The sequence below is a fragment of the Vibrio kagoshimensis genome (assembly GCF_050337535.1).
Classification (GTDB): Bacteria; Pseudomonadota; Gammaproteobacteria; order Enterobacterales; family Vibrionaceae; genus Vibrio; species Vibrio gallaecicus.
This window is the reverse complement of the sequence record NZ_JAKJSZ010000011.1, coordinates 1-18,044: the sequence shown is the minus strand read 5'-3', so window position 1 is coordinate 18,044 and position 18,044 is coordinate 1. Positions and strand designations below refer to the sequence as shown.

13 protein-coding genes are annotated in these 18,044 nt (G+C 40.5%); 6 read left to right on the top strand and 7 right to left on the bottom strand.

The window, feature by feature from the left end; all coding sequences use genetic code 11:
* Nucleotides 1-104 precede the first annotated feature (104 nt).
* On the top strand, nt 105-1,493 hold the full coding sequence (gene pabB, locus L4C37_RS11875) for an aminodeoxychorismate synthase component I (RefSeq protein ID WP_429768692.1): 1,389 nt from the start codon (nt 105-107) through the stop codon (nt 1,491-1,493).
* Between the two features lie 117 nt (nt 1,494-1,610).
* On the opposite strand, the gene L4C37_RS11870 is transcribed toward pabB, so the two are convergent.
* Both L4C37_RS11870 and L4C37_RS11865 read right to left on the bottom strand, forming a co-directional pair.
* Nucleotides 1,611-3,311 (bottom strand): ATP-binding protein, encoded by a 1,701-nt coding sequence (locus L4C37_RS11870; protein ID WP_429768691.1) that lies wholly within the window; start codon nt 3,309-3,311, stop codon nt 1,611-1,613.
* Nucleotide 3,312: 1 nt separating this feature from the next.
* Complete coding sequence (locus L4C37_RS11865; protein ID WP_137372614.1) at nt 3,313-3,858, bottom strand: heme NO-binding domain-containing protein; 546 nt, start codon at nt 3,856-3,858, stop codon at nt 3,313-3,315.
* 259 nt (nt 3,859-4,117) lie between these two features.
* Between L4C37_RS11865 and L4C37_RS11860 the strand changes: the two genes are divergently transcribed.
* From L4C37_RS11860 to L4C37_RS11850, 3 genes are all read left to right on the top strand, one after another.
* The gene (locus L4C37_RS11860; protein ID WP_137372613.1) at nt 4,118-4,717 is read left to right on the top strand and encodes a CoA pyrophosphatase; all 600 of its coding nucleotides are present in this window, start codon (nt 4,118-4,120) and stop codon (nt 4,715-4,717) included.
* Between the two features lie 329 nt (nt 4,718-5,046).
* Nucleotides 5,047-6,300 (top strand): aromatic amino acid transport family protein, encoded by a 1,254-nt coding sequence (locus L4C37_RS11855; protein ID WP_137372612.1) that lies wholly within the window; start codon nt 5,047-5,049, stop codon nt 6,298-6,300.
* A 120-nt stretch (nt 6,301-6,420) separates the two neighbouring features.
* Nucleotides 6,421-7,782 carry an L-serine ammonia-lyase gene (locus tag L4C37_RS11850; protein ID WP_137372611.1) on the top strand — a complete coding sequence of 454 codons (1,362 nt, stop codon included), beginning with the start codon at nt 6,421-6,423 and terminating at the stop codon, nt 7,780-7,782.
* Nucleotides 7,783-8,028: 246 nt separating this feature from the next.
* Here the strand turns inward: L4C37_RS11850 and L4C37_RS11845 are convergent, their stop codons facing one another.
* Complete coding sequence (locus L4C37_RS11845; RefSeq protein ID WP_273294566.1) at nt 8,029-9,183, bottom strand: amino acid permease; 1,155 nt, start codon at nt 9,181-9,183, stop codon at nt 8,029-8,031.
* Between the two features lie 604 nt (nt 9,184-9,787).
* Nucleotides 9,788-10,150, bottom strand: a complete 363-nt coding sequence (gene queD, locus L4C37_RS11840) for a 6-carboxytetrahydropterin synthase QueD (protein ID WP_009847038.1) — start codon at nt 10,148-10,150, stop codon at nt 9,788-9,790.
* A 279-nt stretch (nt 10,151-10,429) separates the two neighbouring features.
* Here queD and L4C37_RS11835 point away from each other — a divergent pair, with 279 nt between their 5' ends.
* Nucleotides 10,430-12,052 carry a methyl-accepting chemotaxis protein gene (locus L4C37_RS11835; protein WP_429768690.1) on the top strand — a complete coding sequence of 541 codons (1,623 nt, stop codon included), beginning with the start codon at nt 10,430-10,432 and terminating at the stop codon, nt 12,050-12,052.
* Between the two features lie 169 nt (nt 12,053-12,221).
* Here the strand turns inward: L4C37_RS11835 and L4C37_RS11830 are convergent, their stop codons facing one another.
* The gene (locus tag L4C37_RS11830; RefSeq protein ID WP_273294575.1) at nt 12,222-13,712 is read right to left on the bottom strand and encodes a SulP family inorganic anion transporter; all 1,491 of its coding nucleotides are present in this window, start codon (nt 13,710-13,712) and stop codon (nt 12,222-12,224) included.
* Between the two features lie 637 nt (nt 13,713-14,349).
* Here L4C37_RS11830 and asnS point away from each other — a divergent pair.
* Nucleotides 14,350-15,750 (top strand): asparagine--tRNA ligase, encoded by a 1,401-nt coding sequence (asnS, locus tag L4C37_RS11825; protein WP_004734710.1) that lies wholly within the window; start codon nt 14,350-14,352, stop codon nt 15,748-15,750.
* A 130-nt stretch (nt 15,751-15,880) separates the two neighbouring features.
* On the opposite strand, the gene L4C37_RS11820 is transcribed toward asnS, so the two are convergent.
* Together L4C37_RS11820 and L4C37_RS11815 are read right to left on the bottom strand one after the other, a co-directional pair.
* On the bottom strand, nt 15,881-17,041 hold the full coding sequence (locus tag L4C37_RS11820) for a trypsin-like serine peptidase (RefSeq protein ID WP_429768689.1): 1,161 nt from the start codon (nt 17,039-17,041) through the stop codon (nt 15,881-15,883).
* 1 nt (nt 17,042) lies between these two features.
* A complete protein-coding gene (locus tag L4C37_RS11815; protein ID WP_429768688.1) occupies nt 17,043-17,738 on the bottom strand; it encodes a hypothetical protein in 696 nt (231 codons plus the stop codon).
* Nucleotides 17,739-18,044: the final 306 nt, after the last annotated feature.

The window sequence follows — 18,044 nt, the reverse complement described above, 5'->3', positions numbered from 1 at the left end:
GTTTGTCGCTTCAATCAAGAACTCACTTTATTTTGAATTTATGATACTCTTGCTTCTTCTAACACGCCATGCAGTGATCGAACTCTTTGTCACAAATTAAACAAATGAATAACAACGAATTTCACTCTATCCAAATTAAGCCGCTTGAATATCATTCAACCCTTGCTAAACAACTGTTTTCACGTATTGAAAACCTTCCTTGGGCAATGCTATTACGCTCTGCTTCAGAAAGCCATATTGACAGTAGATTCGACATTTTAGTTGCTCAACCTGTCGCCACTTTCGAAACAATAGGTGAAAAAACAACCGTAAATGTTAATGGAAACTCTGAAGTTTCAGAAGCTGACCCATTCACTCTATTAGATGACTATCAAAGCCAACTACTTCCTGATATTGATGCTTTCCCAGAGTTACCATTCGTCGGCGGTGCCTTAGGGTATTTCAGTTATGATCTTGGGCGACGAGTAGAGAGCTTACCTGATATCGCCACTCACGATATTGCAACGCCAGATATGGCTGTAGGCTTGTATGAATGGGCTATTATCGTAGACCACCAAACTCAATCGGCTTGTGTAGTAGGATTAAACATTCAAAAACATTGGGACTGGTTAACTTCTCAAGGTGAAGGCAGTTCAACAAACCAGCAAGACCTTCAAGATTTTACACTTACCAGCCCTTGGGTTTCCAATATGTCTCAAGAAGACTATGGGAATAAGTTTGCGCAAGTTCAAGAATACTTATTGTCTGGCGATTGTTACCAAATCAACCTTGCTCAACGCTTTAAAGCTTCATATAGAGGCAGTGAGTGGCAAGCGTACAATACGCTAGAGCAATATAATTCTGCCCCATTTTCAGCCTTTATTCGTATGGCTAATTCATCAATTTTGAGCATTTCACCGGAACGCTTTCTTAAATTAAACAGCGATACAATTGAAACAAAGCCAATTAAAGGTACAAGACCAAGATCTCTTGATACCACTCAAGATCTAGAGAATGCTAGAGATCTCTCTGTTGCAGAGAAAGATCAAGCTGAAAACCTTATGATCGTTGACCTGCTGCGTAATGATATTGGCCGAGTTGCTAAGCCAGGCACTGTTCATGTCCCTAAGTTATTCGATATTGAAAGTTTTCCTGCGGTGCATCATTTAGTCAGTACTATTAGGGCAAATTTAGATGATTCTTATCGTGCGAGCGACTTATTAAGGGCTTGTTTCCCTGGAGGTTCAATTACTGGTGCACCTAAAATCCGCGCTATGCAAATTATTGAAGAGCTAGAGCCTCATCGACGTTCTGCTTATTGTGGAAGTATTGGTTATATAAGTCGAAATGGAAACATGGACACCAGTATTACTATTCGCACTCTGGTTGCAGAAAATAACAACCTCTATGCATGGGCGGGTGGCGGTGTAGTAGCGGATAGCGAGTGTGATTCTGAATACCAGGAAACCTTAGATAAGCTAAGCCGAATATTGCCAGTTTTGTCTGAGTGCTAAGTACTTTCAACTGAACGACAGACGACAGACGACAGACGACAGAAAAATATAGGCACAACACTGAAAAGTGTTATGCCTATTTTTATATCATAACGATACACTGATATTGGCTGAGAATTATCCCCACTTAATCAGCATTTCTTTTAAATCTTTTGCTGTATATGGTTTACTCAATATATCGTCCATACCGCACTCAATGCATCGTTCACGTTCTTCGAGTGTTGTGCCAGCGGTTAATGCAACAATCGTCCTATCATAACCGTCTTCCCTTAATTTCTCTGTCGCTTCGAAACCGTCCATGATGGGCATCCGGCAATCCATAAACACAACATCATAATAATTTTGGCTAGCGTATTGAAAGCCTTCCACACCATTTACCGCAATCTCAGGCATGATTTCAAATTTTTTCAGCATCTGTTGAATAATAATTTGATTCATTTTGATGTCATCAACGACTAAAATTTTCAATGAGGATAAAGTCACTTCAGTGGCAAGCTCTTCCTTGCTATGACTAGTAGATTGCGGATCTTCAGCTAGCTCTAGGGGAATCTCGACTCTAAAGGTCGTGCCTTTATCAATCTCGCTCTTTGCTTCTATATTACCATCCATTACGCCAACTAGTTTTTTGCAAATGGCAAGCCCCAAGCCTGTTCCTTCATAGTTTCGGCTACTGGATCTATCAGCTTGAGTAAACGGTTCAAATAAGGTTTCTTTCGCGCTTTTCGATATACCGATCCCTGTATCTTCAACCGAAAAAACAAACTGTCCATGTTTCCAGCCGATATCAACCTTCACATAACCGTGCTCCGTAAACTTAATCGCATTCCCAATTAAGTTCACAAATAGCTGTGTCACTCTTTCTAAGTCACCAACAAAATAGCGAGGGACATGACCGCTAATCGTTACATCAAACTGCAGTTGCTTCTCAGCAGCTCTATTTACAAAAATACTCTCGATGGTGTTCCTTAATTCATCCAGCGAAAACTTCTTAGGAATAAGTTCTAACATACCTGCATTAATTTTACTGTAATCCAGTAAATCGTTAATGATGATCCTTAAAAACTCACCCGACTGGCTGAGGTTGTTCACTATCTCTTTTTGAGAATCGGTTAATACCGTATCATTTAATAATTCTGCGCTGCCTAATAAACCGTTTAAAGGGGTTCTCAGTTCATGGTTAATCATGGCAACAAAGTCGCGTGTTGCTCTCTCTGACTCTTCCGCTCGGTTACGAGATTCAACATTTCGATTAATGGCTAACTGATGTGTGATTGCGCTGCATATTAGCTCAGTCACAAGTAATAATTGGCTTTCAATAAGAGCGTGATCTTGCCCATGAAGGTTAACTTTAAGTATTAGAACGCCAACAATGACTTTCTCAACTTCAAGCGGCATCGTTAATAATTCACCATCCCATTCAGGCTCTTCGACGGTATCAACCACTTTGCCTTGGATTGATTTATCGCCAAAATCGCTTACTTTGAGTTGAGGCAACAAATTTTGAGGCAGTATCAAACGGCTTGACTCGATCAGATAACTATTCGTCACACTCTGCGCTAAGTCTGACAGCATCACATCATCGAGGTTTTTTCTCAGAAATGCCCGTCCAAAATCGATCAATAAACTGTCTATTTGTTCTTGGAACTCAATTTTTCGAAGATTGGCATTAGAGCTCTTCTCTAACTGTCTAAGTGCGAGTTCTAGGTGCTGATTAGTTTCAAAAAGAACTAAGCTTTTCTCTTCCAGTAGTCTTTCAGCTTCCTTTCTCGCCGCAATTTGCCGCTTCAGTTTATGCTCTAAAGCCGATACTAAACTCATACTACTGTTGCTCTATTTTCAAATTAAAACGAACGACACTTCCATCTGCGGTTTGTGGTGCCATTTCTACTGAAATAGTTTCATTATGATATTCCGCACAACCTTCAATTAAACCAAGGCAAACATGGGACATGCACCGTGCACTCTTATAATCAAACACTAAATTAGCTTCATTTTGTGTAATAAAATCGAATTCGGGAGGTTGAGCATCTGGGTAAAGTTTTTTAACTTCAACATGAATGTAACGCTCTACATGCTGAATAAATTGAAATGTATTGTATGAATGGTTCAGACTGGCTTTATTTGGAACAGAAGCTAGTAAGTTTTTAAACACAGATTGTCCAAAAACTCGTTGTAGGGCTTCCGGGTCAACCTTAGTTTTTTTACTCAGGTTAATAATCAGCTTAACAAGATCGTGATGATCATAACTCCCGACAGAAGTATAAACCCCCTCATCGTCTGACATTTCAAGAACTTCATCTAATAACTCAAGTCCAAACTTATCTTCTACAAGCTCTAAAAATTCGGTGAATATGATTCCTTTCATTCCATCCCTTACTTTGTATGACTTTAAGATAAGAATGATCCACATCTTCATACTTATCAAATTGTTGTCTTTAAAAACTCTTCATGTATCACTTTCTTCTATCCATTTAAGTAAAGAATTGGCTTCAAAGAGCATGATTGTTTAATCATTAGTCAATTAGCTAATTACATTTTAGTCAATAATATGAAAAAGGCTTTAGACAATTAATTGTGAGAGTCCGCTATACTTATGATTATATTAATCAATGTTCTGGGGCTATATGAATAGACAGCACTTTTTACAGCAATTCCAGTTAAAGACGACCGTTGGCTACCATCCAGAGTCCATTAAACGCCTTTCTCATCTGAATGATAGTAAGTTGCGTAAAGCCGCCGTTGTAGTGGGTTTAGTCGATCGAAAAGAAGGGCTGCATGTTATTTTCACTAAGCGGGCAAAACATTTAAAGCATCACCCCGGTCAAATCAGTTTCCCTGGCGGAAAATTTGAACCCTCCGATCCTTCGTTGCATTTCACGGCACTGCGGGAATTAGAAGAAGAGGTCGGTATTCTTTCATCTCAGGTGAAAATTATTGGTGAACTGCCAGAACTTCCAACTATTAGTCTTTTTTCAGTCACGCCGATTATTGCGATGATCGACCCGGGCTATGAAGCTATTATCGATAAAAATGAAGTCGAGTCACTTTTTGAAGTACCAGCTAGCCATTTGCTCAACTCTGATCACCTCTATAGCCACACCGTTAATTTCAACCAATACAAGCACCGAGTTTTCGCTATGCCTTTCCAGCAGCATTTAATTTGGGGGATGACAGCTCAAATCATTCAGTCTTTGCAGCAGCAAATGAAAAAACACACCGCATAAATAAGCAACAAATCACACAGCAACTACACCTTGTTGATGCCCTGTTAACAAATTAGCCTTTTCTTATCGGACAGAATTATTAATGCAAATTTGCGCAATCGTTTTCTTGTGATGATTATATAAAATATCACCTCTCGCATTAATAAAACTAATAGTAAGCATAAATAGAAATCACCTGTAGCACGCTATTTTCGTGATCAAAAATCCGTTTTTGCAATATCATGTATCAAGCCGTTCCATTACATGATTTAGATCTATTTTTTGCCGAAGAAAATTCTGCAAAATCACTCCTGACTTATTTCCTGTTCCCAAAAAATGAGTAATTTAACATGAACACAACAACTTCTTCGGCAAATGCCGTTAAAACTTCTAGTAAGTTTAATTATAAAGATTTTACATGGTGTCTTTCACTTTTCGGTACTGCCGTAGGTGCGGGTGTACTTTTTCTTCCTATTAAAGCTGGTGCAGGTGGTTTTTGGCCATTAGTTATCCTAGCCCTTATTGCGGCACCAATGACTTGGTTCGCACATAAATCTTTAGCTCGTTTTGTACTATCAGCTAAAAACCCTGAAGCAGATATCACAGATACTGTTGAAGAACATTTCGGTAAGACTGGCGCAAACATCATTACTTTTGCTTACTTCTTCGCTATCTACCCAATCGTTCTTATCTACGGCGTTGGTATCACCAACACAGTTGACTCTTTCCTTGTAAACCAAATGGGTATGGAATCTATTCCACGTCCTCTTCTTTCTGGTGCACTAATCCTTGCTATGACAGCTGGTGTTGTATTCGGTAAAGAGCTGATGCTTAAAGCAACTTCAGCGATGGTTTACCCACTAGTATTCATCCTACTAGCATTATCTTTCTACCTAGTTCCTGATTGGAACACTTCAATGATGGAAACAAGCCCAGAATGGTCAGCAATGCCTTCTATTATCTGGCTTGCGATTCCAATCATCGTGTTCTCTTTCAACCACAGCCCAATCATTTCACAATTCTCTAAAGAGCAACGTCGTGTATACGGTGAAGACGCAGTTAAGAAAACTGACGCGATCACTGGCGGCGCAGCAATGATGCTAATGGGTTTTGTAATGTTCTTCGTTTTCTCTGTAGTACTTTCTCTATCTCCAGAGCAACTAGCAACAGCGCAAGCACAAAACATCTCTGTACTTTCTTACCTAGCTAACGTTCACGAGTCTCCACTTATCTCTTACATGGGTCCTCTTGTAGCGTTCGCAGCGATTACTTCTAGCTACTTCGGTCACTTCCTAGGTGCTCATGAAGGTCTTGTTGGTCTAATCAAGTCTCGCTCTGGTTCTTCAATCAGCACGATTGAAAAAGCTTCTCTAGGGTTCATCGTTGTTACAACTTGGATTGTTGCGGTAGTTAACCCAAGCATCCTAGGTATGATTGAAACAATGGGTGCTCCAATGATTGCAGCTATCCTGTTCCTAATGCCTGTATTCGCGATGCAAAAAGTACCAGCAATGGCTAAGTACAAAACATCAGCACCTGTGCAAATCTTTACAGCTTTATGTGGTCTAGCGGCTATTAGTTCTGTAATCTACGGCGCTCTTTAATCTAAAGCACTTTTTATAAGATGAGCTTCATCTTATATCGCGAGATTAAACACAAAATATAATGATAATAAATGAGCCTCCCTACTCCCCTTGGGAGGCTCTCTTTTTGAGGTAATCGCTATGATTAGTGTATTTGATATCTATAAAATCGGTGTTGGTCCATCGAGCTCACATACAGTTGGACCAATGAAAGCGGGTAAAGAATTTATTGATGACCTACGTTCAATGGGAAAATTGCGCGACATCACTAAAATCACCGTGGACGTATATGGATCACTATCACTGACAGGGAAAGGTCACCACACAGATATCGCTATCATCATGGGTCTTGCTGGCAATACTCCTGAGAAAGTAGATATCGACTCTATTGCGGGCTTTATTGCTCGAGTAGAAGAAACTGAACGTCTACCTGTTGGTATGCACTGTCATACTGTTTCGTTCCCTAAAGATGGCGGAATGAATTTCCATACTTCGAACCTTTCATTGCATGAAAATGGCATGAGCATTCATGCTTGGGTTGACGACGAAGTAGCTTACTCAAAAACGTACTACTCAATTGGTGGCGGTTTCATCGTTGACGAAGAAAACTTCGGAAAAGAAGAAGAAAACCCAATCAAAGCACCTTACGAATTCACAACAGCTGAAGAGCTGGTTAATCAGTGTAAAGAAAGCGGTCTTTCTATCAGTACATTGGTTATGAAAAACCAAGCGGCTTTCCACTCAGACGAAGAGTCTCGCACTTACTTCGCTAACATCTGGAAAACGATGCGTGAGTGTATGGATCGCGGTATGAATACTGAAGGTATCCTGCCTGGTCCACTGCGTGTACCTCGTCGTGCAGCAGCACTTCGCCAACAACTGATCACTTCAGAAAAAACAACCAACGATCCAATGACGGTTGTTGACTGGGTGAACATGTTTGCGTTCGCAGTAAACGAAGAAAACGCAGCTGGCGGTCGTGTAGTAACGGCACCAACAAACGGCGCATGTGGCATCATCCCTGCGGTATTGGCTTACTACGATAAGTTCATCCAAACGGTTACAGAGAAAGACTACATCCGTTACTTCGCAGCTTCTGGCGCGATCGGTGGTCTTTACAAGCGTAACGCTTCTATCTCTGGCGCTGAAGTTGGCTGTCAGGGTGAAGTTGGTGTGGCATGTTCTATGGCTGCTGCTGGTCTTGCTGAGCTTATGGGTGGTAGCCCTGAACAAGTATGTATGGCTGCAGAAATCGGCATGGAGCACAACCTAGGTCTAACGTGTGACCCGGTTGCTGGCCAAGTACAAGTACCATGTATCGAGCGTAACGGTATTGCTGCAGTTAAAGCAATCAACTCAACTCGTATGGCACTTCGTCGCTCTTCTGCTCCTACTGTTTCTCTAGATAAAGTTATCGAAACAATGCTAGAAACAGGTAAAGACATGAACGCTAAATACCGTGAGACTTCTCAAGGTGGCTTGGCTGTTAAGGTTGTTTGTTAATTAACATTCGTTTGTTAGTTAACATTAGTTTGTTAGTTAACATTAGTTTGCTAGTCAGCATTAATTTATTGGCCAGTATCAGTTAACAAGCCAAAACTTAACTCAGTCTGCTTGATAACGAGCAGATAATAAAAAGGAACGCCGATGCGTTCCTTTTTTGTATCTAACTTTTTGTGTCTAAATAGCATAGTTTTGCGTCTAAATATCACAGATGACTTTTTCTTAGACGCTTACTGCCGTAGCTAGCTAAATCACTTGCGAAATAAGCAGGAAACAACCAAAAGCCAACGAGAACATCAACATTACATTGCCCCCTTCTGCTCGGTATTTGTCTTCAGCTATTTTCATGAATCGTTGCTTATGGACCATAGCCAACGGCACAAAAACCGCTAAGAAAACTAAAATGATCCCTGCGTAGTTCAATACTGCTAAAAACTTATCCGCCGCCAGCAATGACCCCGCCAAAGGCAATATAAAACTAATACCGTAAGTCACAGCGGTATTCTGGTTAAACATGTCTTTGTTTTGGTTGAATAGTGCCATCGCAACACCAAAAAATGACGTCAATAACGCTAAACCTGTGAACGTAGTTAATATACTGCCAACCCAAGGAGAACGAGCTTCAAACGCAGCCATTAAGTCGGATACATTGTGAAAGCTTCTGAACTGTTCAGGGCTTAAATTACCCACAACAGCAAATAGCCAGAATAAATAACAGACTAAAGGAATTAAAGATCCAATAATGACCATATTGCGCAGTTGCTTGTCTGTCGCTTCATGGTTATAAGAAACTAATGTTGGGATAACCACCATAAACCCAAAACTGGTAAATAGAATGGCACTGGTTTTGATTAATTCAACGTGGTCATTATTCGTTACTTGTTGCATGTTATAGGTAGACACACCTGGCATAAGAAATACCAATGTCAAAACTAAGCTACATAGCATAACTAAAAATAGCAGCCGATTGAGCTTGTCTACCGCTCCCGTTCCACAAGCGACAATCGCGCCGGCTAATACCGTAAATAACACTTGGCTTTGAACAGCCGTAAGAGTTAGACCTAAACTTGCTGCCAGCTTACTGATCAAATCTCCGGCGCCTAAGATATAAGCCATTAATAAGCAGATAAGTAACGCGTACAGTAACCCGTTAGTGATGAATTGACCTTTCTTTCCGAGCGTCTCTCTTGCTACAGAATTTAAACCCAGACCGCCACCAGATTTCAGCGTCGCTTCCAATAAAAGCAACGCCGCATAAGTTGTTCCAAAACAGATAAGAACCATCAGTGAGGTTCCGTAAACTAGCCCAAACTGAGCAAGAACCATTGGAATGGCAAGCATACCGGCACCTAAAGCAGTACCAGCGATAATTAGGGAGCTCCCTATCATTTTAATATTCATAGTCTTTAACTTATTTATTTGATTTTTAAATGTGCGTCAGCATCGCTATCGTGCAGATACCGAAAACTCAGAGTGTAATAAAGTTAATAAGACCGATAATAAGAATGGTGTGCAGGCAGAAAGCGTGCAAATAAAGCATGAAGCAGAGGGGAGAAGCGAGGTTGTAGAGTATCGAATGAGGTTAGACTTAGTCGATGGGGTGAACCTTCTGTAGGCTCAATAATTGGAGACGTTATCTTGAATTTCATGTATGTGTCCAGTTGTCACATTCCATTTTATTACAGGTGACAAATCCATTGCCACATCTCTCCCTTATGGAAGACGTTTTATCTTATACAAGGAACACCGAAATACAATGCCAAAACAATAAAAAGTGTATAACACCTGAGTTCTCACTTTCTTGTTAACATCTCAGGTTTCTACTTTGTTAAATACTATTCAACATGCCAATTCAGAATAAAAACCCATTCAAGGTAAAGGCTAACAATTATTAATAAGTAATCAGGTTAATTTAGATACAAAAAACGCCAATAATTGGCGCTTTATTATCAGACTATAAGAAGAACTATAGATTTGATGTAAAAATAAGGGCTAGCCTTAAACTTTACTCACCGCGGTAAATGCAACCAGCAGTACATGTTTCTTTAATCTCTACTTTACTAAGCAGAGGAAGAGAAGGTTTTAGCTCGTTCCAAATCCATTTCGCTAATACTTCACTTGTTGGGTTTTCTAAACCTTCAATATCGTTCAAGTAGTAATGGTCTAAACGATCGTAAATAGGTTTAAATACCGCTTTAATTTCTGAAAAATCAATCACCCAGCCTGTATGCGGATCAACTTCACCTTCAACATATAAACGAACAAGAAAAGAGTGACCATGCAAACGACCACATTTATGCCCTTCTGGCACATGTGGTAAATGGTGTGCAGCTTCAAACATAAACTCTTTATATAACTCTGTTCTCATTGTGTTTCTCAGGCTAAAAAAATGACACGCAATCTTACGTAAAAGCCGTCATGACTACAAGATCTATAAATATCAAGACTGACGATAGCTGAGATATTCATTCCGATTTAGGCATAATTATTTGACACTATTATCGTCAAATAATTATCACATAACTGCTACATCACATATACATAACCACAACGGGAGTGTGGTCACAGTAATGAAACTAGTACTTAGGTAGTACGTGTTTTTAGGGCTACAGTATCGCTTGTCAAATATCATTTATAAAAACTTATTATGCGCTCAACTATAACGTCAAAAATTTTGGTGGCTCTCGTCATCGTTTTCAGTCTTCTATTAGTTATATCTACTTATTTTCAATATACCCAACAAAAAGAGCTGGTTAACTCCGTTCTAAGTGAACAATTGCACGACAAAGCCAGTAATTATTTCGACAGCCTCAATATGATGATGCTGACCGGAACTATGGCTCAAAAAGAAACATTACGTCAAAAAGCCTTAGTTCAAGATGGTATTGAACAAGTTCGAGTCCTACGTTCAGACACGGTCAGTAAGCTTTATGGAGCCGGTAACACAAACCAGCAACCACAAGATGACATAGACAGACGAGCCCTAGCAGGCGAAACGGTCATTGAACCTTTTAATGGTGAATGGGGTAAAGGAATTGTTGTCGCCTTGCCGATGAAGTCGAGTGAGAATTATCGGGGTACCAACTGTGTGGCCTGCCACATGGCACCTGAAGGTGAAGTGTTAGGCGCAATCCGCTTGGAATATAACCTTAGCCACGTCAATTCAATGATCAATACCCAAACAGTCACTGCGATTGGCATCATGGCGGGTATTTCTCTTGTCGGGTTTATTCTGACGATGACTTTAATTAGAAAAATAATTGTCCGCCCTATTCAGAAAACGTCACGCTTTATGACCCAAGTAAGTGTTGATAAAGATATCTCACAGCGCTTAGAAGCGACCCAACAAGATGAACTTGGCACTCTAGCAAATTCGATTAATTCATTCATGGGAACCGTATCTGATAGCCTTAAACAAGTACAAAATACATCTCACAAACTCAATGTTTCTGCTCATCAATTGACTGGCGTAGCTCAAATTACAGAAAATGCAGCTAGCAACCAACAAGAAGAAACCAGTGAAGTGCAAGGCAATATGGGAGGTATTCAAGCTCAACAGGTTAACGTTGAAGAAGCAACAGTAACCGCTTCTGAATTGATATCTCATACAGCAGATGTTGCATTAAAAAGTTCCAGCCAAGCACAGCATGCCAGTAAAGATATTAAAGATTTAGTAGGTAACATCGAGGAAGTAAAAGATAAAATCACTTCGCTCAATCAACAAACAAGTGAAGTATCTTCTATATTGAGCGTCATTCGAGGCATTGCTGAACAGACAAATTTGTTAGCATTGAACGCTGCAATTGAAGCCGCTCGAGCAGGCGAACAAGGCAGAGGGTTTGCGGTAGTTGCAGATGAAGTTCGACAGTTAGCTTCTCGCACTGCAGAAGCGACAGGAAGTATTGAATCCATCATCGGGCAATTCCAAAAGGGAAGTGAAGAATCACTTGTTTCAGCTGACAATGTATGTGCTAAAGCTCATTCAAATTCGGCAGATATTGATGCTTTATCACAAGAGATGAGCAATGTGGTCGATGAAATGCAGCAAGTTCTTCAACATGCGCAGAATATACAAACGCAAACCCAGTCAACCACTCACGCTACTAAGGAAGTGCAAGATAAGGTGAAGATGATTTCTTCCCATGCCGATAACACGTCACAGTCGGCAAGCCAAACAAGAGACATCAGCCATAGCTTAGAAGATTTATCGGTTCACTTAGAATCACTGATTAACCAGTTCACGCTCTCGAACATTCAGAAAAAATCATAAGTGAAGCGACACGCTTACACTAGGTTTATAAGCGTGTTATGGACAACGCAATAAATGTCTAGCTCATAACAAAGCGCTCCTCGGAGCGCTTTTTCAGAACAAGCCTATGCTTTAATCTTTAATCTTTAATCTTTAATCTTTAATCTTTAATCTTTAATCAAAGAATAACCTAATGGGTGATCGAAACCGCAGTTAAGTCTTTATGCTTATAGTACATAGCGTGCTTAAAAATTAGATTTTCACTGACAGTATTCATTCCAACCACTTCTACATAAGCCCCTTTTTTCCGGAACTTAAAGACCACTTTATCAAGCGCTTCAACTGAAGTGTTATCAAGAAAGAATGCGTCAGTGATATCAATCGTCACTAAAGAGGTCGTTTTGTCATACTCAAACAGTTCTACAAAAGCATCAGAAGAAGCGAAAAAAACATGACCTTTCACTCGGTGAATCGTATGTAAATCATTACCTGCCACTTCATCAGATATAAAGACCATAGATTTACTGGTGTGTGCATAAAACAACGCCGACAGCACGACTCCAACTGCGACACCAATCGCTAAATTGTGTGTAAAGACCACAACAGCGACCGTCGAAATCATCGTTATATTAGTTGGAAGAGTATGGTCCTTAAGCTCAACAATCGATCGCCATGAAAACGTGCCAATTGAAACCATAATCATCACAGATACCAAGGCTGCCATCGGTATCAATTGCAACCAGTCCGAGACAAATACCACCATAAATAGCAAAAGAACACCCGCAATCAAGCTAGAAAGACGCGTTAACCCTCCAGATTTAATATTAATAATCGATTGACCGATCATCGCACAACCAGCCATCCCACCGAATAATGAAGACACAATATTCGCTATGCCCTGTCCTTTGCATTCATTGTTCTTGTTACTTTCAGTATCCGTAATGTCATCAACTATAGTGGCCGTCATCAACGATTCTAAAATACCGACTACAGATAAAGCGATAGAATAAGGCAGTATTATTGCTAGCGTCTCCAAATTAAAAGGGATATTGGGTATCAAGAAAACGGGAAGTGAGTCAGGGAGGCTGCCCATGTCACCAATGGTTCTAACATCTAAATCAAACAGTAAGCTAATTATTGTGAGCACCACAATTGCCACCAAAGGTGAAGGTATTGAGTTGCCAAGCTTGGGGAAATACGGCAGTAAATAAATAATGGTTAACCCTAGAGCAACTAAAAGATAAACGCTTGAGGATACATTGATTAATTCGGGGAGCTGAGCCATAAATATGAGAATAGCTAACGCGTTAACAAAACCAGTAATAACTGATTTTGAAACGAAGTTCATGAGATTGCCGAGCTTAAGGTATCCAGCCACAATTTGAATAACCCCAGCAAGGAATGATGCGGCAAGCAAAAACTCTAAACCGTGATCTTTTACTAGCGTGACCATCAACAGCGCCATTGCGCCCGTAGCTCCAGAGATCATTCCTGGTCGGCTGCCAACGAACGCGGTTACAACACAGATACAAAAGGAAGCGTATAAACCAACTTTAGGGTCAACACCTGCAATAATTGAAAATGCGATAGCCTCAGGGATAAGTGCAAGTGCGACTACAACCCCAGACAAAGCGTCTCCTTTTACATTTGATAACCAGTGATTTTTTAAATATTTAAGCATGTATTTCTCTTTTACTTGTACAGTAGCCCCTGCCTTATTCAGACATAATTTAGGTAACTGCTTTTATAGATGAGCGAGTGCTCGAAAAATGCGGGAGATATAGAGAATGCTTGGGTTAAGGCGGCGTAATTAACACGTTTATATTAAACTCCTCTGTTATTTAGTTTCCAATTTTCGTGTGAAATTATGGATAATTTCATCACACCATTTGAATGGCGGACAATATAGAGGGACTCCTAGTTTAATCACACATCCAAAGTTGCAAACAAAGGTTTCAGATATCGTTGACGCGTGTAATGGTTAAGTCTTTAAGATACAACTCATTGTGAGAATTTTACCCAGTTAGTCCTCGGCTCATCTTGCTAGCGCTCTTTGCAAGCCGTTCGAGCGTCAATACCACAACCAAATCGAACAAAAAACAAACCCTTAAAGGTTATTATCGCCTGTAGAGACAATATTTCTTTCGACAAGCAAGAATAAAGGTTGAAGCTATCGTTATGACAGGTAATATGTTCTATCGATTTAAATATTTACACAACTCTATGTTTCGGCTTTTTTTTGGTCAAATGTGATCGCATTTACTGATGAGCTGTAAACTTTGGGTTGAATTTGTCCCTCAATGGAGAATGAAATCAACATGACTTACGCGCCTGTAACAGACGTACTTGGCGGCAAGCTAGCGGTAGACAGTGAAGTAACTGTTCGCGGCTGGATCCGTTCACGTCGTGATTCCAAAGCTGGAATCTCTTTCCTTGCCATTTATGACGGCTCTTGTTTCGACCCGATTCAGGCCGTGGTTCCTAATAATCTTAATAATTACGAAGACGAAGTATTAAAGCTAACAACTGGCTGCTCTGTTGAAGTAACTGGTAAGATTGTTGAGTCTCCTGCGAAAGGTCAAGACTTCGAACTAGCAGCAACTGACGTTAAAGTTGTTGGCTGGGTTGAAGACGCTGACACTTACCCAATGGCTAAGACACGTCACTCTATCGAATACCTTCGTGAAGTTGCTCACCTACGCCCACGTACAAACGTGATCGGCGCAGTAGCACGTGTACGTAACTGCTTATCTCAAGCGATTCACCGTTTCTACCACGAGCAAGGCTTCTTCTGGACTTCAGCACCGCTTATCACTGCATCTGATGCAGAAGGCGCTGGTGAAATGTTCCGCGTATCTACGCTAGACATGGAAAACCTACCTCGCACTGACGAAGGCAAAGTGGACTTCAACGAAGATTTCTTCGGTAAAGAAACTTTCCTAACAGTATCTGGCCAACTTAATGCTGAAGCTTACGCTTGTGCACTAAGCAAGGTTTACACGTTCGGCCCTACGTTCCGTGCTGAAAACTCAAACACAAGCCGCCACCTAGCTGAGTTCTGGATGGTTGAGCCTGAAGTTGCGTTTGCAGACCTTGACGATGTAGCGAAGCTGGCTGAAGACATGCTTAAGTACGTTTTCGCCGCTGTTCTTGAAGAGCGCCGTGATGACCTTGAGTTCTTCGCTTCTCGCATCGACAAAGAAGCAATTACTCGTCTAGAGCAATTCGTAGACGCTGATTTCGCACAAGTTGACTACACTGACGCAATCCAAATTCTACTAGACTCTGGTAAGAAGTTTGAATTTGACGTTGAGTGGGGCATCGACATGTCTTCTGAGCATGAGCGTTACCTAGCTGAAGAGCACTTTAAAGCTCCTGTTATCGTTAAGAACTACCCGAAAGACATCAAAGCTTTCTACATGCGCTTAAACGATGACGGCAAAACAGTTGCAGCTATGGACGTACTTGCACCAGGTATCGGTGAAATCATCGGTGGTGCACAACGTGAAGAGCGTCTAGACATTCTAGACGAGCGCATGATTGGTATGGGTATCGACCCTGAGCACATGAGCTGGTACCGCGACCTACGTAAATACGGCACAGTGCCTCACGCAGGCTTCGGTCTTGGTTTTGAGCGTCTAGTGTCTTACGTAACTGGCATGGGTAACGTTCGTGACGTTATCCCGTTCCCACGTACACCACGCTCTGCGAACTTCTAATATCGGCTGATTCTTACCTAAAGAAGGCAGTAACAGATAAATAAAAACCTCCGTTTATACGGAGGTTTTTTATACGTCTTATTTAATAAAAGCCTATGATACAAGCTTAAAAATGAGGTTTAATCTACGTCTACTCAGCAGTACGGATCAAGAAGTGATCCAGCAAGATCTTCTCATTCGTCTTTTCTAACGGTTTAAACTCAATCACCATTTGATCACCCTTTTGCTCAAAAGCATTCACTTTAAGGAATAAACTTTCCTTATCTGCTTTAATGTTATGAGCGACTTGTCGTCCATTTACAAACACATCAAACGCAGGTGCTTTCGGATTTGCAGGAATCACAGTTTCAAAAGTGTATTTCGCCCCTGACGTTGCGTAAGCGGTATTGTAAATACCTCCATCTTCCGTCCAATATGTATTATTGAAATCCATATTTTTCGCTTTCCAATAACTATAGAAAGCATGAAGATTTTCAACATCATTCTGTGTGGTAGATGTCCATTTCACTTTCTGTAGTTCAACCGATTCAGAGTAGCTGAAACCATGTTTTTTCATATCATGGTTCAGTGAATCTAACCGACCAATTACATCATCAAATGTATCTTGCCAGCCAAGCTCACCATAATATTGTAAGCCAATTTCACCGATGATATAGAACTCACCTTCTCGCTCAATGGTGATACCTGAACCTGAATCACCATGGATAATCAACCATTGCAAATCACTTTGAGGCAAAATCACTGGATCATATTTGTACTCCGCTAGCCATTTTTTATCAGTATCGTTGTACTTAACAAATTTTTGACCACCATTACGTCCATTATAATTACCAAAACCAACACTATTTACTTCATAGACTTCTGAGTGATCAAACATCCCTTTTTCAGGCAGCTTAGCGGGCTTAATACCGGTAATTGGTGTATCTAGACGGACAAGTGCGAAATCATAAAATCCATCCGTAAATTCATACTCACCCCACTCCCCTTTCGGATCGGTAGTAGCGCGTGATGTATGAACAACTTTATACTTACCTTCTTCATCTTTCTCGTAAGAAAAACAAGTCACAGCATTTTCGTAGCCTTCACTTTTAGCCCCAGACACATGGTTCGCGGTAATAACCCAGTAAGGGTCTATCAAAGTAGCTGAACCTGCGTTCATGTGACATGCAAAATCAAACTGCTTCTGCAGCGCAAATGCTTTATGTTGGCTGACAGAACGGTCCATTTTACCTAAACCAGCATGAGCAGAAAAAGCGGTCAGAATAGCGGATGCAAGAATAACTGTTCTCATATTACTGAACCTCTTTTAGTTGGATTGCTTCTAAGCCGTGATAACCCTGCGAGGTTTCAAAATCAAACTGTCTATAATGTCTTTTAAATGTGATATCCACCACTTCATCGGGGTTCTTAATTTCAAAAATAATGGTGTTTTTAATACTGGTCATATGAAATGAAATATCATTTTGAATAGTGATACATTCATTTGCTACACAAGCTGTAACATCAGCAGAAGAAAGCCAATTGTGTGTGTAAAGCTCAAGTGAGTATTTCCCGTTAAATTCAGGCTGAACTTGAAATGAAAAACCGCCATTCCTCTGTATTAGCCCTGCGTAAGATAGTTGATTCAGGTAATCTTCCGATCCGCCTCCTTGCCAAAAGTATCGGTTCGAAGTAGCATTTTTAGAGCTATCCGATACGACTGTTTTTATTTCACCTACCTCAACCGCATCACTGATCATATAAGTACTTGGCTTACTAACCGACTGTTTATCACCGTACCAAAAAGCCCAATCTAGACCGTCTAATTCAACATCTCTTGCGTAACGGTATTTACCCTCGTCTAATTCATAACCAATAAATTCGCTTTCAATAGACAAATTCATTGCCTGTACCGTTGATACATTACTCAAACGTTCTAGATCTACTTCAATTTCATCTGCATATACACTCGTTGTTAATAGAGCTAATGCAATAAGCTTTACTTTCATGTCTTACCCTCCGTTTAATCCTTAGTGATTGTACGGTATAGATTTTTTCAATTTGTAAGCCACTGTAAGCCCTTTATTTTCTGGCTAAATTAATGATATAGGCAGTTTATTGGCGACATTCTTTATGAATAAGAAACATGTTGGGCTAGAGCCTTAAAGTCTTCGGTCAAACAATTGTCAGTAAGTGATACGCTACCCAAGTTAGTGCAACTTATTACTTACAATTCCTTACATTGATAAGGGGAATTAATTATCACTAGATATGTAATTTTTTAATGGAATGATGACGGCTGGGCTGGGCTGGGC